Below are 19,375 nucleotides of genomic sequence, written 5' to 3' on the forward strand. Positions count from 1 at the left end.
ACCGGGGGGGGGCCGCGGACCGGGCGTGGCGCCCGGAGTGGGCGCTGCCGGGGCGCTGGGCGCAGCAGCGGCCGGCGCACTGGGCGCGGCCGGAGGCTGCGGGGCAGCCGGCTTGGGTGCGGCGGGACGGGCCGGAGCGACCGGGGCCGCCTCGGCTGCCGGAGCCTGGGGTTCGACCGCCGGGGCCACGGGGGCCGCGGGCTTGGCCGGTGACGGCTTGGCCGCCGTCGCGGGGCTGGGAGCCGGAGCGCCGGGCTTGGGTGCCGCGGACGCTGCAGCGTTGCCCTGCGGGCGGGGCTTGTCTTCGGGCTTCTTGCCGCCGGCCTTGGTGCCGAACGACTCGCGCAAACGACGCGCGACCGGCGGCTCCACAGTGGAGGACGCCGACTTGACGAACTCGCCCTGCTCCTTGAGCTTGGCTAAGAGTTCCTTGCTGGTGACACCGAGTTCCTTCGCCAACTCGTGTACACGGGCCTTACCTGCTGCCACTACATCTCCTCGTCTGGAGGCAACAGCGGTGGTAGGCGCCGCGCCTCGGGTTTAGCTATGACGCATGGTCATCGGGACTTCACGGTGTGCTCATGTTCTTCGCTACCTGTTCTGTTGCCGGGGTGGCGGGCCCGTCGAGGTCGAACTTCTCGACGTACTCGATCACCGCGGATGTATCCGGTGAACCGGTGAGTCGCAACGCTCGGACGAAGGCTCGTCGCTTCACTGCCATCTGTGCGCACTGCTGGTCGGGGTGCAGCCACGCACCACGCCCAGGCAGACTCGCCGCGGGGTCAACGGTTACGGAACTCGTCCCGTTCCCGTCGGTCACCGCAACCACTCGGAGCAACTCGGCGGCCAACTCTCGCTTCCGACACCCTATGCAGGTCCGCACTGGTCCGACAGAGGTGTCGGAGGTGCTTCGTTGCGTCAGAGCCGGAGTCTCGCGCTGGATCACGGCTGAGTCTACCGCCCCGGGGCCCGTGCTCCGAAACGCCGGTCACTACTGTCAGTCGTGTACCGCCCCGGGACGCACATCCTGCTCCGGTTGCGGCGCCGCATCGCTGCGGATATCGATCCGCCAGCCGGTCAGCCGGGCCGCCAACCTGGCATTTTGTCCTTCTTTGCCGATCGCCAGTGAAAGCTGGAAGTCCGGCACGATCACCCGTGCCGCCCGCGCGGCCTCGTCGATCACCGACACGGACACGACTTTTGCCGGTGACAGGGCGTTGGCGACGAATCGGGCGGCGTCCTCGTCGTAGTCGATGATGTCGATCTTCTCGCCGGACAGTTCGCTCATCACATTGCGCACCCGCTGCCCCATCGGGCCGATACAGGCACCCTTGGCGTTCAGTCCGGGGACCCGCGAGGCCACGGCGATCTTGGACCGGTGCCCGGCCTCCCGGGCGACCGCCACGATCTCCACCGATCCGTCGGCGATCTCGGGTACCTCCAAGGAGAACAGCTTGCGGACCAGGTTCGGGTGGGTTCGGGACAGCGTGATCAACGGCTCGCGGGCGCCTCGGGTGACGCCGACGACGTAGCAGCGCAACCGGTCGCCGTGCTCGTAGCGCTCCCCCGGCACCTGCTCGGCGCTGGGGATCACGCCTTCCGAGCCCTTGGTCTCGCTGCCGATCCGGACCACGACCAGCCCGCGGGCGTTGGCGCGCGCGTCGCGCTGGATGACTCCGGCCACGATGTCGCCCTCGTGGGCCGCGAACTCCCCGTAGGTCTTCTCGTTCTCCGCGTCGCGCAGCCGCTGCAGGATCACCTGGCGGGCCGTCGTCGCCGCGATCCGCCCGAATCCTTCGGGTGTGTCATCCCATTCGTGCAGGACGTTGCCGTCGGCGTCGGTCTGACGGGCGATCACCTTGACCACGCCGGTCTTCCGGTCGATGTCGATGTGCGCGTCGGGCTCATGACCCTCGGTATGGCGATACGCGGTGAGCAACGCCGATTTGATGGTCTCCACGACCACGTCGACAGTGATGCCCTTGTCGGCTTCGATGGCATGCAGCGCCGCCATGTCGATGTTCATTCGCCGGCCCCCTTCCCAGTTTCTCCCGACAGTTCCAGTTCGCGTCGGTTCGGAGGTGAAAACTCCACTTGGACAACAGCTTTGGCGATATCAGTCAGAGCGATCTCACGGATGGCCAGTTCGCGACCTTCCGGCACCACGACTTTCAGGACCGTGCCGTCGGTTTCCCCGAGCCTGCCGGTGAACACCGAACCGTCGGCCAGCGTGAGCTCGGCCTTGCGCCCGCGGGCGCGGCGGAAGTGCTTGGCCTTGGTGAGGGGCCGATCCACACCCGGCGAGGTGACGTCGAGCACATACGGCGTGTCGCCCGGTGCAACCTGGTCGAGCAACTCAGACGCCGTCCGCGACAGCGCCGCCAGCGAATCGAGATCGAGACCTTCGTCGCCGTCGGCGATCACGGTGATGCGGGGCGGCCGGGTCGACGCGTCGACCACGACATCGTCGATTTCATAGCCTGCGCGTGCGAACTCGCCATCGAGCAGCTCGATCACCTGCGTCTGCGACGGCAAATCCGCAGACCGCAACTTTGGATCCGGTGCCACGGCGAGCTCCTCATCTTGAATTGTCTCCGACACAAAGTCTCAGGGCCAGCCACCTGGATCGGCCCCGGAATTGCCTATCCACGATACGCCAGGCCCCCGGCAGCAACCGCCAATCGCAGTTCGGTGCGTGGCGAATGTCGTCGCGCCCACGCCGGCCGGCCGGTCAGCGCCGCGTCAGGCGGGTGTCTGAGCAATGGCAGGATGTTCACCGTGCCGAGCGCCCATGCAGACATCAGCCGGCGGCGCGTACTGCTCTCGGCCGCGGCCCTTGCCCTGCTGGGCGCCACCGCCGCATGCAGTACAACGCCCCCTCAACCCGAAGTGGACGACCTGACCGCGCAGTTGGACCGGGCGCGCGCCGACAGTGCGCTGGCCGCCGACGCGGCCGCCGCCCAGCCTGCCCAGGCACCGGTGACCCGGGCGCTGAACGCGGTGGCGACCGATCGCAGCGCGCACGCCAAAGCCCTGGCCGACGAGTTGACCCGGATGACGGGTTCCACCCCGGCGAACACCACCACTGCCACCACCAAGAGCACAGCCAAGGCTGCTCCGGGTACCGGGGCAGACCCGTCGGCGCCCAGCGTCGATGACGTGGTCGATGCGCTCAGAGAGTCCGCCGACCGGGCCGCCGGCCTGGCCCGCAGATTGTCCGGCTATCGCGCCGGACTGCTCGGATCCATCGCGGCCTCGTGCACGGCCGGCCACACCGTCGCGCTGGGAGGTGCACAGTGACCTCACCGGGACCACGATCGACCACCTCGCCCACCCGGCCGACGACCGCCGCCGATGCCGCACTGTTCGACGCCGTGGCCGTCGAGCATGGCGTCATCTACGGTTACGGGCTGGTCTCTGCTCATTCGACGGCCGAGGACAACGCGCTGGTCGCCACGGCGATGGCCGAACATCGGGCGCGTCGCGAGGAGGCCATGGCCAGGCTCGAAGCCCGTTCGGTCACCCCGCCGCTGCCCGCGGCCGGATATCAGTTGCCTGCGCCGGTCACCGATCCGGCCGACGCGGCCAACCTCGCGATCCGGATGGAGGAGGACTCCTCGGTGGCCTGGCGTGCGGTGCTCGAGCAGGCCGTCAGTGACGACGACCGCACGTTCGCGGTGGCCGCGCTGACCCAGACTGCCGTCACGGCGGCCAGGTGGCGAGCCATCGTCAACGCCTGGCCGGTGACGGTCGCTTTCCCCGGCGGCGGCGAATAACCCGCGAGCAGACGCTCAGGTACCCGGTAACGCGTTCTCCGGGGTACCGCCACGTCTGCTCGCGCTGGATCAGCCGGCGGTGAGGGCCGCCGAGATCTCGGCCGCCGCATCGTCGACAGCGATCTCGCGGTTCTCACCGGTGAACCGGTTGCGCAGCTCCACCACACCGTCGGAGAAGCCGCGTCCGACAACGACGATCCACGGCATACCCAGCAACTCGGCGTCCTTGAATTTCACGCCGGGTGAGGCCTTGCGGTCGTCGAACAGCACCTCGTGGCCCAGCCGGTCCAGCGCGGCGACCAGTTCGGTCGCGCCGGTCCGTGCGGCGTCGTCCTTGTTGGCCACGACCACGTGCACATCAAAAGGTGCGACGGCGCTGGGCCAGCGCAGGCCGAGCTCGTCGTGCTGCTGCTCGGCGATCACCGCGACCATTCGGGACACCCCGATGCCGTAGGAGCCCATCGTGAGCCGTACCGGCTTGCCGTCCTCGCCGAGCACGTCGGCGGTGAAGGCCTCCGCGTACTTGCGGCCCAGCTGGAAGATGTGGCCGATCTCGATGCCCCGCGCCGAGGTCAGCACCCCGGCACCGTCCGGTGACGGGTCACCGTCGCGGACGTCGGCGGCCTCGATGGTTCCGTCGGCGGTGAAGTCGCGGCCGGCGACCAGGCCGACCACGTGCTTGTTGGGGGCGTCGGCACCGGTGATCCACGCCGTGCCGTCCACCACGCGCGGATCGACGAGGTAGCGAACCTCGTTGTCCAGCAGCGCCTTCGGTCCGACGTAGCCCTTGACCAGGAACGGGTTCTTGGCGAAGTCGGCTTCGTCGAGCAGCGCGAACTCGGCCGGCTCCAGTGCGGTGCCCAGGCGCTTCTCGTCGACCTCACGGTCACCGGGCACGCCGATGGCCAGCAGCTCCCAGTCACCGCCGGGCTCACGGGTCTTGAGCAGAACGTTCTTCAGGGTGTCGGCGGCGGTCACCTCACGGCCCGAGAACTGTGCCAGCTCAGCCGAATTGGCCCAGTCGACCAGTGTCGCGATGGTCGGGGTGTCCGGGGTGTCGTGCACCTGCGCCTCGGGCTGCCCCTCAATCGGCCGCGGCGCCGGCGCCCGAGTGATCACCGCTTCGACGTTGGCGGCGTACCCGGAATCCAGGCAGCGCACGAACGTGTCCTCGCCGACCTCGCTCTCGGCCAGGAACTCTTCCGAGGCACTGCCGCCCATCGCGCCCGACACCGCCGACACGATCACGTAGCGCACACCCAGGCGGCCGAAGATCTTCTGGTAGGCCTCCCGGTGGGCGTGGTAGGCGTTCTTGAGGCCGTCGTCGTCCACGTCGAACGAGTACGAGTCCTTCATCACGAACTCGCGGCCACGCAGAATGCCGGCTCGCGGACGCGCCTCGTCGCGGTACTTGGTCTGGACCTGGTACAGGATCACCGGGAAGTCCTTGTAGGAGGAGTACTCCCCCTTGACCGTCAGCGTGAAGATCTCCTCGTGCGTCGGCCCGAGCAGATAGTCGTTGCCGCGCCGGTCCTGCAGCCGGAACAAAGTGTCGCCGTACTCGGTCCACCGGTTGGTGGTCTCATAGGGACCGCGGGGCAGCAGCGCCGGCAGGAGGATCTCCTGGCCACCGATCGCGTTCATCTCTTCCCGCACGATGCTCTCGATCCGGCGCAGCACCCGCAGGCCCAGCGGCAGCCAGCTGTAGATGCCGGGGCCGACCGGCCGGACATAGCCGGCGCGGATGAGCAGCTTGTGGCTGGGCACCTCGGCATCAGCGGGGTCGTCGCGCAGGGTTCTCAGGAACAGCTCGGACATGCGGGTGATCACAGGCGACAACCTTAAGGCGTGTCTTCAGTCACGGCCCTGCCAGGTACAGATGCAGGCTTCGTTGCCCTCGGTGTCGGCCAGCACCCAAAAGCGCGGGGCGACCCGATCACTGAGCAACATGCCGCCTGCGGCCAGTGCCGCGTCGACGCGGGCCTGCGCCGCGTCGTGAGGAACGTCGATGTCGAGGTGGATCCGGTTACGTTGGGGCCGAGGCGCATCCATCTGCTGAAACCAGATGGCCGGGCCACGGCCGAAGGGATCCACGAGTCCGGCGTTGAGATCTGATACGCCCGGTTCAGCTGGGGTTTCGTCGATATAACCCGTGACGGCCTTCCAGAACGGGCGGACCGCACCGATGTCGAGGGCGTCGATCGCGATCTCGATCGCCTGGACGGCCACGCGACCGGTGGTCGTTTCGAAGCCGTGCCCGGCCAGCGCCCGGGACACCTCACGGGCGAGTTCCAGATCCCGCTCGGTCACCGCGTGGGCGTCGCGCGTGCGCAGCCTCAGCACCGCCCGATCACCACGGATGTCGACGGAGAGGTGTTGTGACGCATCCGCGCCGGCCGCGTGCACGGCGTGGCCGGCCGCTGAGGCGGCGTCGCCCATCGACGGGGCCAGGACCTCGGTGTAGACGGCTCCCAGCACCAGACGCCAGCCCAGCGGGCCGACGGCGTCCGAGATCTCCCGGCGGTTCATCGGCGTCAGCCTAACTCCGCGACCGGGACGAGGTCAGTCGACTTCGAGCTCTCCGGCGTCGATGGCTTCCTTGACGTCCTGGGCGTGGGCCACCTGCTTGGAGGTGTAGCCGATGAACAATGCCGCGACACCGACCAGGACCGCGACCGCGGCCACCCACAGCAATCCGTACGTGTAGCCCGCGTCGAGCGCCGCCAGTTGCGGTTCGTTCATGTCCTTGACCGGACCGGTGATGCCGCCCAGGTAAAGGGTGCGCGAGGTGATGACCGCCTGGATGATGGCCAGCACGAGCGGGCCGCCCAGGTTCTGCAGCATCAGCGCGATGGCCGACGCCGGACCGATACGGTCAATGTCGACACCGGCGATCGCCGAGAGCGTCAGCGGCACCACGATCATGCCGATACCGATACCGCCGATGGTGATCGGCACCACCAGGTTCGGGAAGTACGGAATGCCGGCGTGCAGCGTCGAGCCGTAGAGCATGGCCCCGAGCACCAGGATCCCGCCCGCGATCACCACGATGCGCGGCTGGAAGAACCGCACGATCTGGGACGAGGCCCCGAGGCCGATGCCCATGCCGATCACGAACGGAATGAAGCCGACGCCGGCGTGCAGGGCGCTGTAGCCCAGGATGTCCTGCACGTAGAGACCGATCAGCACGGTCAGGGTGAACAGCACACCGCCGGCCAGGAAGATCGCCGCGAACGTGGCGACCCGGTTGCGTTCGTGGAACAGGTCGAACGGCACCACCGGGTTCTCGGCGCTGCGCTCGGCAATGAGGAAGGCAATGCCGAAGACGGCTGCCGCGGCGCCGGAGCCGAGCGTGATCGGGGACAACCAGCCGCTCTCCGGGCCCTGGGTGAAGGCGAACACCGCGGCCGTACAGGCCAGCGTGGCCAGCAGCGCGCCGGCGGCATCCAACTTCATCCGCTCGCGATGCGTTTCCTGCAGCGAGGTACGGGCCAGGTACAGCATCACCAGACCGATGGGCACGTTGACCAGGAAGGCCCACCGCCAGGACACCTCGGTGAGAGCTCCGCCGACCACCAAGCCCATCACCGAACCGACTGCGGTCATGGCTCCGAACACCGCGGTGGCAGCGTTGCGGGCCGGGCCTTTGGGGAACGTCGTCGCGACGAGCGCGAGCCCTGTTGGTGCCGCGATGGCGGCGCCGACGCCCTGAAGCAGCCGGGCGACGACCAGGGTGGCCTCATTCCAGGCGATGCCGCACAGGATCGAGGCGATGATGAACAACCCGACGCCAACGATGAAGGTGCGTTTGCGGCCGATCGTGTCGCCGAGCCGTCCGCCCAGGAGCATCAGGCCGCCGAAGGTCAGGACGTAGGCGGTGATGACCCAGCTGCGCCCGGCGTCGGACAGGCCGAGTTCGTCCTGGATCCGCGGCAACGCGACGATCGCGACCGTGCTGTCCATCGTGGCGAGCAGCTGCATGCCACCGATTGCGATCACCGCGGAAAGGAAGCCCCAGGACGGGAACCAGGACGGGAGGCGGGCGGCGAGGCCCTGGCGCTCGGCGTCGTTGAGTGCCGTCATAACGCGTCACCTTACCGGAATCTTAAGAATCCTTTAACCGGCGAAGGCCGCCACGGGTCCGATCACGATGATCGCCGGAGGTCGAATGCCGTCCGCACGGATCCGCTCGGGCGCGTCGCCGAGGGTCGCCAGCAGGGTGCGCTGCGCGAGGGTGGTGCCGTGTTGCACCACGAGGACCGGCGTATCCGCAGGTCGGCCCCCGTCCAGGAGCGCCTTGGTGAACAGCTCGATGCGTTCGACGGCCATCAGCAGCACGATGGTGCCGGTCATCGCCGCCAGGGCATTCCAATTGACTAACGATTCGGGGTGGCCAGGCGCAACATGGCCGCTGACCACCACGAACTCGTGGGTCATGCCGCGGTGGGTGACCGGAACCCCGGCCAGCGCGGGTACCGATATGGCACTCGTCACACCGGGAACGACGGTCACCGGGATGCCGGCCTCGGTGCACGCCAGGACCTCTTCATATCCGCGGGCGAAGACGAACGGGTCACCGCCTTTGAGCCGGACGACGAATTTTCCGTCGCGGGCCCGGTCCACGAGTACCTGGTTGATCGCCTCCTGCGCCATCGCCCGGCCGTACGGGATCTTGGCCGCGTCGATCACCTCGACGTGAGGTCCGAGTTCGGCGAGCAACTCCTGGGGCGCCAGCCGGTCTGCGACCACCACATCTGCGCGGGCCAGCAGGCGGCGTCCGCGCACGGTGATCAACTCGGGATCGCCGGGGCCGCCGCCGACGAGAGCAACCCCACGGGGCGCCTCCCCCGGCTCGTCACCGGCGTCTGCGGTGAGCAGGCCGCGCTGTAGCGCTTCGTGGATGGCGGTGCGGATGGCCGCCGAACGGCGGTGCTCCCCGCCGGCGAGTACGCCCACCGACAGGCCGTCGGAGTCGAACGTTGCGGGGGTCACGGCGGATCCCTCGCGCGCCACGTCGGCGCGGACGCAGAAGATGCGTCGCTCGTCGGCTTCGGCGGCGATGGCGGCGTTGACCTCGGAGTCGTCCGTGGCCGCAAGCACATACCAGGCGCGGTCGAGATCCCCGGCGCGGAAGTCGCGCAGTTGCAGGGTGATCCCCGGGTCGTCGTGCGACAGCGCCTCCACCGCGGGGCTGGCCGCCCGGGCAATCACATGTACGTCGGCGCCATGGGCGATCAGCAGGGGCAGCCGACGTTGCGCGACGGTTCCGCCGCCGACAACGACGACCTTCTTGCCCGACAGGCGCAGGCCGACGAGGTAGGCATTCTCGGTCACCCGCCGAGCTTAGTGGTTGCTGCCACCCGACCGTTGTGTCGGCACCGCCGACGCCACGAAGCGGGTGATGGCCTCCGGATGTGCCGCGGGGTGGGTGTGGAGATATCCGGCATGCACACCGCGCTGCACGGCACCGTCCCGCCGGCCCGCCTGGCCGGGCCCGGCGAACGCCCAGGCGGGCGATGGTTGTTCGACGAATTCGACGGCAGTCCGGTGGAATTCGTGACCGGTGACCCGATCGCCTGCCGCGTGCATGCTGGAGTCCACGACCGCCACCGCGTCGCGGTAGCCCAGCGTGAGGCGTTCGGTGAACCGCGCCGAACCGGCCAGCACACCGCACATCGGCACCCCGTCGAGATCGTCGACCAGATACGTCAGACCTGCGCACTCGGCATGCACCGGGGCTCCGCTGGCAGCAAGGCGGCGGATCTGCTGGCGGACAACATCGTTGGCCGACAGTTCGGCCGTGAACTGCTCGGGAAACCCGCCGGGCAGCACCAGCGCATCCGCACCGGCGGGCAGCGGTTCGGACAGGGGGTCGAACTCGGCGACCTGCGCCCCGGCCCCCTGCAGCAGCTCGGCATGCTCGGCATAGCTGAAGCTGAAGGCCTTGCCGGCCGCCAGGGCGACCGTGACGTTGGTCACCGACTCGGCGACGGGGCTCCACGGCTCGGCGGTGACGTGCGCGCTAGCTGCGGATGCCAGGGCCCCGAGATCCACGTGCCGGGCCACCAGGGCGGTCATTGCGGCCACCGCGTCACGGGCCTGCCGGCCGTGCTCGACGGCGGTGATGAGACCGAGATGTCTTGATGGGACCGTTAACTCGTCACTCCGCGGAATCGCACCGAGGACCTGCACCCCGGCGTGTTCACAGGCCTGGCGCAGCACCGCCTCGTGCCGGTCGGAACCCACCCGGTTGAGGATCACCCCGGCGATCCGCACCGCCGGGTCGAAGGTGACGAAGCCGTGGATCAGGGCCGCGATGCTGTGACTCTGCCCACGGGCATCGACGACCAGCACCACCGGGGCACCCAGCAGGCCGGCCACCTGGGCCGCCGAACCCCGCGGGATACCGGTCATCTGCCCCTCGATGCGACCGTCGAACAGGCCCATCACGCCTTCGACCACCGCGATGTCGGCGCCGGCGCAGCCGTGCCGGTACAGCGGTCCGATCAGATCCTCACCGACGAGCACCGGGTCCAGGTTGCGGCCCGGGCGGCCGGCGGCCAGGGCATGGTAGCCGGGGTCGATGAAGTCCGGACCCACCTTGAACGGCGCCACCGTGTGACCGGCCTGGCGCAGCGCACCGACCAAACCCGTTGCCACCGTGGTCTTCCCGCTGCCCGAGGCCGGAGCAGCAATCACCACCGCCGGCGTGGCGCTCACCTCAGCACCGCGAGCGTGCGTGTCTGCTGCCCGACACACCGCGAAATGACAGCACTATGCGCACGCTCGGCACCTACCATTCGATGCCCTTCTGGCCTTTGCGGCCGGCATCCATCGGATGCTTGATCTTGGTCATCTCCGTCACCAGGTCCGCGGCGTCGATCAGGGCCTGCGGGGCATCGCGGCCCGTGATCACCACATGTTGGCTACCCGGGCGGGCATTCAGCACCTCAATTACTTCTTCTACGTCCACCCAGCCCCATTTGAGCGGATAGGTGAACTCGTCGAGCACATAGAACTGATGGCGCTCCTCCGCCAGCCGACGTTTGATCTCGGCCCAACCGTCGGCGGCCGCCGCGGCATGGTCGACATCACTGCCGTGCTTGCGGGTCCAGGACCAGCCCGAGCCCATCTTGTGCCATTCGACCGGCCCGCCGGCCCCGTGCTCGTCGTGCAGCCGACCGAGCTGACCGAACACGGCCTCCTCGCCGACCTTCCACTTCGCGCTCTTGACGAACTGGAACACCGCGACCGAAAAGCCCTGGTTCCAGGCCCGCAGCGCCATACCGAAGGCCGCGGTGGACTTGCCCTTCCCCGGCCCGGTGTGCACGGCGAGCAGCGGCGCGTTGCGTCGGGCCTTGGTGGTGAGGCCGTCGTCGGGCACCGTCAGCGGCTGTCCCTGTGGCATGGGCGGTCCTTTCTGCGCAGAGTATGAGGCCGCGTCAGGCGGCAGTCTGGTGCTGGACGAGCCGGGTCAGTTCAGCCGCGCGCAACTGCTCGAGCCGGACTGCCGGCGACCCCAGCTGCTCAGCCAGTTGCCCGGCCAATCCCAGTCGCACAAAAGATGTTTCACAATCCACCACCACGGCGGCAGCGCCCTCGGCCACCAGCGCGGCCGCAGCCTGCCGGGTACGGCCCAGCGGATCGGGGCCGCCGGTGGCGCGGCCGTCGGTGAGCACCACCACCAGGCTGCGCCGGGCCCGATCACGGGCCTTCTCCCGGATCACCAGATCGCGGGCCGCCAGCAGCCCCTGGGCCAGCGGAGTCTTGCCCCCGGTGTCGAACCGGGCCAGCCGGCGGCCGGCGATGTGCACCGAGGTGGTTGGCGGCAGCAGCACCCGAGCGTCCTGTTGACGGAACGTGATCACCGCGACCTTGTCCCGACGTTGATAGGCGTCGCGCAGGAGCGACAGCGTCGCGCCGGTGACCGCCGACATCCGGTCGCGGGCGGCCATGGACCCGGAGGCGTCGACGACGAAGATCACCAGATTGCCTTCGCGGCCTTCCCGTACCGCACGCCGGATGTCCTCGGGGCGGGGCCGCGGCAGTCCCGCACCCTTTTGGCGGCCTGCGGTGGCGAGCAAGGTGGCGAACATGTGCAGCCCGTGCCCGCTGCCGGGTTCCGCGGTGGCCGCGATGGGGGTGCCGGTGCGGTTACGGGCCCTCGAACGGCGGCCGGGCGCGCCCTCGCCGACTCCGGGCACCACCAGCGCCTTGGTCCGGAACACCGCCGACGGCGGGGCACTCGGGCGGTTCGCCGATGTTTTCGAGTTGCGCGGCTTCGAATTCCCCTGTGCCGGCTGCCCGTCCGCGCCGGAGTCGACGCCTCCGCCGGGCGGATCGAAATCTGGATCGAAATCGGGGTCAGGCTCGGCGTCATTCCCCGACTGGGCGGCCGACTCCCCCGCCTGCTGCATGGCCTCTTCGAGACGTTCGGGGTCCAGGCCCGGATCGTCGAACGGATCACGCCGGCGCCGGTGCGGCAACGCCAGTTCGGCGGCCACTCGGATGTCCTCTTCGGCGACCGTGGTGGCACCGCGCCAGGCAGCGTGAGCGACGGCGGTGCGTGCCACCACCAGATCGGCACGCATCCCGTCGACGTCGAATGCCGCGCACAGCGCCGCGATGCGCCGCAATTCGGTGTCGGGCAGTTCGACCGTGCCGATCGCCGCGCGGGCGGCGGCGATCCGGTCGGCCAGCTCCGCATCGGCGCCCGCGTGGCGCTCGACGAAGGCCCGCGGGTCGGCTTCGAACGCCATGCGGGCGCGGATCACCTCGACGCGGACGTCGACATCGCGTGAGGCGGCGACGTCGACGGTCAGACCGAACCGGTCCAGCAGCTGCGGGCGCAGCTCCCCCTCTTCGGGGTTCATGGTGCCGATCAGGACGAACCGGGACTCGTGCGAGTGCGAAATCCCTTCGCGTTCAACGTGAACCCGTCCCATGGCGGCGGCATCGAGCAGCACGTCGACCAGGTGGTCGTGCAGCAGGTTGACCTCGTCGACGTAGAGGATGCCGCCGTGGGCGCGGGCCAGCAGGCCCGGCGAGAACGCGTGCTCGCCGTCGCGGAGCACCTTCTGCAGATCCAGCGATCCGACCACCCGGTCCTCGGTGGCGCCGATCGGCAATTCCACCAGGCGGGCGTCGTCGTCGACCGCGGACAGCACCGCAGCCAGGCCGCGGACCGCGGTGGATTTCGCCGTCCCCTTCTCACCGCGGATCAGCACGCCGCCGATCTCGGGATGAACCGCGCACAGCAGCAGGGCCAGGCGCAGCCGGTCCTGCCCCACCAGTGCGCTGAACGGGTAGGTGTTGGTCTCGGCCGTCATCAGGAGGACTCGCTCTCGGTCATGTCGGCTCCTCGCGCAAGCGCTCGTCGGTCACGTCGGCTCCTCGCGCAAGCGCTCGTCGGTCATGTCGGCTCCTCGCGCAAGCGCTCGTCGGTCCGGAACCCGGCCCGCACCATCGGCACGTGCGGGATTCCGTCATCAAGGAATTCGTCGCCGTCACGGACGAATCCGTGCCGGCCGTACATGTCGATCAGGTAGGTCTGGGCATTGATGTGGCACGGGTAGTCGCCGACTTCGGCCAGCGCGGCCTGCATGAGCCGGGTCGTGTGGCCGCTACCCCGGGCACTGCGTTTGGTGCACACCCGGCCGATCCGGAATGCCTTCTCGCCGCCGGGATGCTCCTCCATCAACCGCAGCGTCGAAATGACTTCTCCGTCCGGGCTTTCCAGCCAGAAGTGGCGGGTCTCGGCGAGCAGATCCCGGCCGTCGAGCTCAGGGTAGGGCGTGGCCTGCTCCACCACGAACACCTCGACACGGAGCTTGAGCAGCTCGTAAAGCGTTGGTACGTCTAGGTCTTTGGCCCAACTGCGGCGTAGTGCGACCGTCATCCGCCCGCCCCGGTCACGCAGTCACAGGGACGTCCAGCTGCAGCGCCTTGGTGCCCCACGCCCATACTTCCTCGAACAGGCCGGGTTCGGTGGACAGCTTGGTACCGAGGGAGGGCACCATCTCCTTGAGCTTCGGCAACCAGCTCTGGTACCGATCGGTGAAGCAGCGCTCCAGCACGTCGAGCATGGCCGGCACGGCGGTGGACGCGCCCGGCGAGGCGCCGAGCAGGCCGGCGATGCTGCCGTCGGCGGCGGTCAGCACGGTGGTGCCGAACTCCAGCACACCACCCGCGCCCTTGCGCCGGATGACCTGCACGCGCTGTCCGGCGATGTCGAGCTCCCAATCGGAATCGACTGCGCTGGGCGCGAATTCGCGCAAGGTGTCGACCCGTGCGGCCTCACTCAGCAGCAGCTGGCCGACCAGGTAGTTGACCAGCCCCATCTCGGTGAGCCCGACGCCGAGCATCGACATGATGTTGTTGGGCTTGACCGACAACGGCAGGTCGGTGAACTTGCCCTGCTTGAGGAACTTCGGCGTCCAACCGGCGAACGGACCGAACAGCAGCCACGACTTGCCGTTGATCACGCGGGTGTCCAGGTGCGGCACCGACATCGGCGGGGCGCCCAGGGGCGGCAGCCCGTACACCTTTGCCTGGTGGCCTGCGGTCAGCGCCTGGTTGTTGGTCCGCAGGAACGCGCCGCCGACCGGGAATCCGCCGAAGCCCTTGGCCTCGGGGATGCCGGACTTCTGCAGCAGCGGCAGCGCGCCACCACCGGCGCCGACGAACACGAACTTCGCATTGAACTTGCGCTTGAGACCGGTGCGCCGGTTGGTCACCTTGAGCGTCCAGGTCCCGTCCGATTCCTTGCGCAGGTTGCGGACCTCATGGCCGAACAGGGTGTCCATCCCACGCTGCGCGGTGAAGCCGATGAGCTGGCGCGAGAGTGCGCCGAAGTCGACGTCGGTGCCGTGCTGCGACCAGTTCAGCCCGACCGGATCGGAGAAATCGCGCTTGGCGGCCATGAACGGCAGCCGGCGCGCGAACTCGTCCTTGTCGTCGATGAATTCCATCGACGCGAACAGCGGGTTACCGACGAGGGCCTGATGCCGGCGTTTGAGGTAGTCGACGTTGCCTGCGCCGTGCACGAAACTGACGTGCGGGATCGGGTTGAGGAAACCGCGCACGTCGGGCAGCACGCCGTTCTCGGCCGCGTAGGCCCAGAACTGCCGCGACACCTGGAACTGCTCGTTGACGTTGATGGCCTTGGTGGTGTCGATGGAGCCATCGGACAGCTCGGGCGTGTAGTTCAGCTCACACAGCGCCGAGTGCCCGGTACCTGCGTTGTTCCACGGATCGCTGCTCTCGGCGGCAGCGCCGTCGAGCCGCTCGATCATGGTGATGGACCAGTCCGGCTCCAGCAGACGGATCAGCGCGCCGAGGGTTGCGCTCATGATGCCGGCCCCAACCAGCACGACGTCTGTCTTCACGGTCGTACCCACGTTTGCCTCAGACACCCTGATCGCTCGTCCTTTGTTGTTGCGCGGCCCGTCGACATGGACGGCTTTTGTTATGCCCAGGTTATCGCGCGACGAATCCCAGTTGGCCAGGCATGGTAGTGCGATCCGTCACCCGTCAGGCCTCCTCAACCCGACATCGGCCGCCGGGCACCCCTGGATCTGGCGGGTGGCCCGGCAACTCTGCAGGTCCCCGGTCCGGCAAACGGACTCTCCGCCGTCGTTACGACACCCGTTTCCGGCGCGCGGCTAGGGTGGAACCGTGACGTCACGGGAGCCCTCTTGGGAGCCGGATGTATTGCCGGGGTTCTGGCAACAGACCATCGATGCAGGACCTGATCCCGATGGCGAAGGCGACCTGGTCGCCACGCTGGTTCGCCGCGGCCCGGCCGCCACGGCGAGCGGGTCCGCCCGCCCCGGCCACGCGGTGCTGGCACTGCACGGCTACACCGACTACTTCTTCCACACCGAACTGGCGGATCGATTCGCCGAGCGCGGCTTCGCGTTCTACGCGCTGGATCTCCCCAAGTGCGGACGCTCCCGACACGAGGGGCAGACCGCGCATTTCACCACCGATCTGGCGCGGTACGACGACGAGCTTCAGCGCGCGCTGGAGGTGATCGCGGCCGACACCGACAACGCCACGGTGTGCCTGTACGGGCATTCGGCGGGAGGGCTGATCCTCACGTTGTTCGCCGATCGTCTGCGTCGCAGCCGCCGGCTTGCTCCGTTGCACGTCGGCGGACTGATCCTGAACAGCCCGTTCTTCGACCTGCACGGCCCGGCGATCCTGCGCACTGCGCCCACATCGGCGGCGCTGATCGCCCTGGCCCGGCTGCGCAAACTGTCGGTGATCCGCAGACCCACCGAAGGTGGGTACGGCACAACACTTCACCGCGACTACGGCGGCGATTTCGACTACAACCTCGACTGGAAACCGTTGGGAGGCTTCCCCGTCACCCTCGGGTGGATCAATGCGATCCGCCGCGGACAGGCCCGCCTACACCGCGGCCTGGACGTCGGCGTACCGAACCTGATCCTGCGTTCGGACCGGAGTGTCACCGAAACTTCCGATCCGGCCGCGATGCAGCGCGGCGATGCGGTACTCGATGTTCGCCAGATCGCACGGTGGTCGGGTTGCGTGGGTAATCACACCACAGTCGCACCGATCACCGACGCCAAGCACGACGTGTTCCTGTCGATGGCCGACGCCCGCGCGGCGGCCTACGGTGAGCTCGACCGCTGGCTGGACTACTACCTGAGCCTGCAAACCCGGCCAAGCACAACATCTTCCGGATAGGGAGCGCACATGGAGCATTACGATCTGACGATCATCGGTACCGGCTCGGGCAACAGCATTCTCGACGAGCGCTACGCCGGCAAGAAGGTCGCGATCTGCGAGCAGGGCACGTTCGGCGGCACCTGCCTGAACGTCGGCTGCATCCCCACCAAGATGTTCGTCTACGCCGCTGACGTCGCGGACACGATCAAGGACAGCGCCAAGTACGGCATCGATTCCCACATCGACAAGGTGCGCTGGCCCGACGTCGTCGCGCGGGTGTTCGGCCGGATCGACCCGATCGCCGCCGGCGGCGAGGACTATCGCCGCAACGACCCCCACATCACGGTGTACGGCAGCCACACCCGCTTCGGACCCAAGACCGCCGATGGCCGCTACACGCTGCGCACCGAGGCCGGTGACGAATTCAGCAGCGACCAGGTGGTCATCGCGGCCGGGTCCCGCGCCTACGTCCCGCCGGCCATCACGGACTGCGGCGTCACGTACTACACCAGCGACGACATCATGCGTAACCCCGAGCTGCCCGAACACCTGGTGATCGTCGGCGGCGGATTCGTCGCCGCCGAGTTCGCCCATGTGTTCTCAGCGCTGGGCGTGCGGGTCACCATCGTGGTGCGTGGCGACTGCCTTCTCAGCCATTGCGACGAGACGATCTGCCGGGAATTCAGCGCGCTGGCCGCCAAGAAGTGGGACTTCCGGACCCATGAGAACGTGGTCGGTTCTCATCAGGACGGCGACAAGATCGTCCTCGAACTCGACGACGGCAAGACGCTGCCCGCCGACATGCTGCTGGTGGCCACCGGACGCGTCCCCAACGGGGACCTGCTCGATGCCGACCTCGCCGGGGTCGAGGTCGACGAGGACGGCCTGGTGATCGTGGACGAATACCAACGCACAACGGCGCGTGGTGTTTTCGCACTCGGTGACGTGTCCTCGGACTATCAGCTCAAACACGTGGCCAACCATGAGTCCCGGGTGGTCAGGGAGAACCTGCTGCGCGAGTGGGATGACACCGGCGCGATGGTGCGCAGCGACCACCGATTCGTACCGTCCGCGGTATTCACCGACCCACAGATCGCCACGGTCGGATTGACCGAGGAGCAGGCCCGCGACGAGGGCTACGACTATGTCACCAAGATCCAGGCCTACGGCGACACCGCGTACGGCTGGGCGATGGAGGACACCACCGGCATCGCCAAACTGATCGGCGACCGTGCCACCGGCAAGATACTGGGCGCCCACATCATGGGCTATCAGGCGTCATCGATCATCCAGCCGCTGATCCAGGCGATGAGCTTCGGGCAGACCGCCGAGGAGGTGGCCCGGGGCCAGTACTGGATTCACCCGGCGCTGCCCGAGGTGATCGAGAACGCCTTGCTGGGCCTGATCGATTAGACCCGTGCAGCCCAGCGCTGCTCGATCCGGCCGAACCGCCAGATTCCGAGGGCGACAAGCCAGCTCAGTACGAACAGCCCGACGATCGCGAACCCGACGAACTCCAGATCGGCCGAACCGATGAATGCCAGCGGACCCGTGGTGATGCCCAGGCGCTCGACCAGGAGACCGGCCAGAACGATGACCCCGACCACCAGGGCCACGATGACCGACAGCACGGTGACAGTCAGGTTGTAATAGACCTTGCGGACCGGCTGCAGGAACGCCCAGCCGTAGGCGCGCGCCATGAAGATTCCGTCCAGGCTGTCGAACAGGCTCATCCCTGCCGCGAAGAGCACAGGAAGCACGAGAATGGCGTACCAGGGCAAGGTGAATGCGGCCGCACCCGCCGCCAACACCAGAAGCGCCACCTGGGTGGCGGTGTCGAAGCCGAGGCCCATCAGGAAGCCGACCGGGTACAGGTGCCACGGCTTGCTCACCCGTCGCATGACCCGGCCGAGCAGGCGGGCCAGGAAGCCTCGCTGGTGAAGTTGACGTTCGAGCTCGGCTTCGTCGAACTGTCCGCTACGCATGGCGCGGAAGATCTTGGCGATACCGACCACGGCGAACAGATTCGTCAGGCCGATCAGAATGAGGAATGTCCCGGCCACCACCGACCCGATCAGTCCCAGGGTCTGCAACATCGACGATTCGTCGTTCTGCACCGGTCCGGCCAGCGCATGAACTCCGAACGCCAACAACAGGGCAAGCCCGAACACCACGCTGGAATGCCCCAGCGAGAACCAGAATCCTGCGGAAAGTGATCGCGTGCCCTCACCGACGAGTTTTCGGGTGGTGTTGTCGATGACGGCGATGTGGTCGGCGTCGAACGCGTGGCGCACGCCCAGCAGATAGGCGGTGACTCCGATTCCGACCCCGAACACGCCGGCCGATCCCAGCGTGATGTGTTGCGGGGCAACCCCGAAAACCAGCACGCCCCAACCGAATACATGCAGCAACACCACCACCGCGCCGACCATCGCAATCGAAATCCAGTCTGGGCGGTCGAATGGCTGCGGCTTCGTCGTCGTCACCTCGGGAGCCGCGCCAATGGTCATTCGGCGAGCCTAGGACGGTACTGGATATCTGTCCAGGTGAACAGATGAGCACGGTGTCAGCCGTGCCGGGCCCCGATCCAGTGCAGTAGGTCGTGCACGGTCTCGTCCTCGAGCCGGTAGTTCACCGTCCGGCCGGCCCGGGTGGAGGTGACCCAGCCCTGGTCCCGGAGCACACGCAACGCCTGGGAGACGGCGTTTTCCGAGCGGCCGAGAGCCGTGGCCAAGTCACTGACACAGATGCCCGGCGCGCGGTGCAGGCCGAGCAGGATCTCCAGCCGGTGCGGGTCGGACAGCAGGTCGAAGCGCTGCGCCCACCCTGGGGTGTCGACGTCGGCCAAGGCCGACGACGCGCGTTCGACCTGGACCTGTTTACCGTGCCGGTCCACGGTACGA

At 68.2% G+C, this 19,375-nt stretch carries 19 protein-coding genes; 4 read left to right on the top strand and 15 right to left on the bottom strand.

The features are described from left to right. The 4 genes from A5779_RS27300 to rimP all read right to left on the bottom strand — a co-directional run. The coding region (locus A5779_RS27300; RefSeq protein ID WP_207549124.1) for a translation initiation factor IF-2 N-terminal domain-containing protein at positions 1–489 on the bottom strand (489 nt) is incomplete at its 3' end. A gap of 79 nt (positions 490–568) precedes the next feature. Continuing rightward, positions 569–946 carry a YlxR family protein gene (locus A5779_RS27305; protein ID WP_082941880.1) on the bottom strand — a complete coding sequence of 126 codons (378 nt, stop codon included), beginning with the start codon at positions 944–946 and terminating at the stop codon, positions 569–571. A gap of 51 nt (positions 947–997) precedes the next feature. Continuing rightward, positions 998–2,026 carry a transcription termination factor NusA gene (gene nusA / locus A5779_RS27310; RefSeq protein WP_055113091.1) on the bottom strand — a complete coding sequence of 343 codons (1,029 nt, stop codon included), beginning with the start codon at positions 2,024–2,026 and terminating at the stop codon, positions 998–1,000. After that, the gene (rimP, locus tag A5779_RS27315) at positions 2,023–2,568 is read right to left on the bottom strand and encodes a ribosome maturation factor RimP (protein ID WP_064886979.1); all 546 of its coding nucleotides are present in this window, start codon (positions 2,566–2,568) and stop codon (positions 2,023–2,025) included. The genes nusA and rimP overlap by 4 nt, the downstream gene beginning before the upstream one ends. A 201-nt stretch (positions 2,569–2,769) precedes the next feature. On the opposite strand from rimP, the gene A5779_RS27320 reads away from it, so the two are divergent. Both A5779_RS27320 and A5779_RS27325 read left to right on the top strand, forming a co-directional pair. After that, positions 2,770–3,300 carry a hypothetical protein gene (locus A5779_RS27320; protein ID WP_110777797.1) on the top strand — a complete coding sequence of 177 codons (531 nt, stop codon included), beginning with the start codon at positions 2,770–2,772 and terminating at the stop codon, positions 3,298–3,300. Beyond that, entirely contained in the window at positions 3,297–3,776 is a 480-nt protein-coding gene (locus tag A5779_RS27325) for a ferritin-like domain-containing protein (RefSeq protein WP_064886856.1), read from the top strand. The genes A5779_RS27320 and A5779_RS27325 overlap by 4 nt, the downstream gene beginning before the upstream one ends. 69 nt (positions 3,777–3,845) lie before the next feature. Here A5779_RS27325 and A5779_RS27330 read toward each other — a convergent pair whose 3' ends face one another. The 9 genes from A5779_RS27330 to mqo all read right to left on the bottom strand — a co-directional run bounded on the left by A5779_RS27330 (position 3,846) and on the right by mqo (position 15,127). After that, positions 3,846–5,606, bottom strand: coding sequence for a proline--tRNA ligase (locus tag A5779_RS27330; protein ID WP_064886858.1), 1,761 nt, complete (start codon positions 5,604–5,606; stop codon positions 3,846–3,848). 24 nt (positions 5,607–5,630) lie between these two features. Then, on the bottom strand, positions 5,631–6,305 hold the full coding sequence (locus A5779_RS27335) for a 4a-hydroxytetrahydrobiopterin dehydratase family protein (protein ID WP_064886860.1): 675 nt from the start codon (positions 6,303–6,305) through the stop codon (positions 5,631–5,633). 33 nt (positions 6,306–6,338) lie between these two features. After that, positions 6,339–7,859, bottom strand: coding sequence for an MFS transporter (locus A5779_RS27340; protein WP_064886862.1), 1,521 nt, complete (start codon positions 7,857–7,859; stop codon positions 6,339–6,341). Positions 7,860–7,892: 33 nt separating this feature from the next. Continuing rightward, positions 7,893–9,110: a uroporphyrinogen-III C-methyltransferase gene (gene cobA, locus A5779_RS27345; RefSeq protein ID WP_064886864.1), complete on the bottom strand. Its 1,218-nt coding sequence runs from the start codon at positions 9,108–9,110 to the stop codon at positions 7,893–7,895. A gap of 9 nt (positions 9,111–9,119) precedes the next feature. Next, complete coding sequence (locus A5779_RS27350; RefSeq protein ID WP_064886866.1) at positions 9,120–10,496, bottom strand: cobyrinic acid a,c-diamide synthase CobB; 1,377 nt, start codon at positions 10,494–10,496, stop codon at positions 9,120–9,122. A 73-nt stretch (positions 10,497–10,569) separates the two neighbouring features. Continuing rightward, a complete protein-coding gene (gene cobO / locus A5779_RS27355) occupies positions 10,570–11,184 on the bottom strand; it encodes a cob(I)yrinic acid a,c-diamide adenosyltransferase (protein ID WP_064886867.1) in 615 nt (204 codons plus the stop codon). Positions 11,185–11,218: 34 nt separating this feature from the next. Continuing rightward, entirely contained in the window at positions 11,219–13,105 is a 1,887-nt protein-coding gene (locus A5779_RS27360; protein ID WP_064886869.1) for a magnesium chelatase subunit D family protein, read from the bottom strand. An 83-nt stretch (positions 13,106–13,188) separates the two neighbouring features. Continuing rightward, complete coding sequence (locus A5779_RS27365; protein ID WP_064886870.1) at positions 13,189–13,674, bottom strand: GNAT family N-acetyltransferase; 486 nt, start codon at positions 13,672–13,674, stop codon at positions 13,189–13,191. A 13-nt stretch (positions 13,675–13,687) separates the two neighbouring features. After that, complete coding sequence (gene mqo / locus A5779_RS27370) at positions 13,688–15,127, bottom strand: malate dehydrogenase (quinone) (protein WP_276029272.1); 1,440 nt, start codon at positions 15,125–15,127, stop codon at positions 13,688–13,690. 325 nt (positions 15,128–15,452) lie between these two features. Here mqo and A5779_RS27375 point away from each other — a divergent pair, with 325 nt between their 5' ends. Both A5779_RS27375 and mtr read left to right on the top strand, forming a co-directional pair. After that, the gene (locus A5779_RS27375) at positions 15,453–16,490 is read left to right on the top strand and encodes an alpha/beta hydrolase (RefSeq protein WP_064886872.1); all 1,038 of its coding nucleotides are present in this window, start codon (positions 15,453–15,455) and stop codon (positions 16,488–16,490) included. A gap of 9 nt (positions 16,491–16,499) precedes the next feature. After that, complete coding sequence (mtr, locus tag A5779_RS27380) at positions 16,500–17,885, top strand: mycothione reductase (RefSeq protein ID WP_064886873.1); 1,386 nt, start codon at positions 16,500–16,502, stop codon at positions 17,883–17,885. Here mtr and nicT read toward each other — a convergent pair. Both nicT and A5779_RS27390 read right to left on the bottom strand, forming a co-directional pair. After that, positions 17,882–18,982: a Nickel transporter NicT gene (gene nicT / locus A5779_RS27385; protein WP_064886875.1), complete on the bottom strand. Its 1,101-nt coding sequence runs from the start codon at positions 18,980–18,982 to the stop codon at positions 17,882–17,884. The genes mtr and nicT overlap by 4 nt on opposite strands. Positions 18,983–19,038: 56 nt before the next feature. Then, positions 19,039–19,368: an ArsR/SmtB family transcription factor gene (locus A5779_RS27390; RefSeq protein WP_064886877.1), complete on the bottom strand. Its 330-nt coding sequence runs from the start codon at positions 19,366–19,368 to the stop codon at positions 19,039–19,041. Positions 19,369–19,375 lie beyond the last annotated feature (7 nt).

This window comes from Mycolicibacterium peregrinum, from assembly GCF_001665625.1.
GTDB classification, from domain to species: domain Bacteria; phylum Actinomycetota; class Actinomycetes; order Mycobacteriales; family Mycobacteriaceae; genus Mycobacterium; species Mycobacterium peregrinum_B.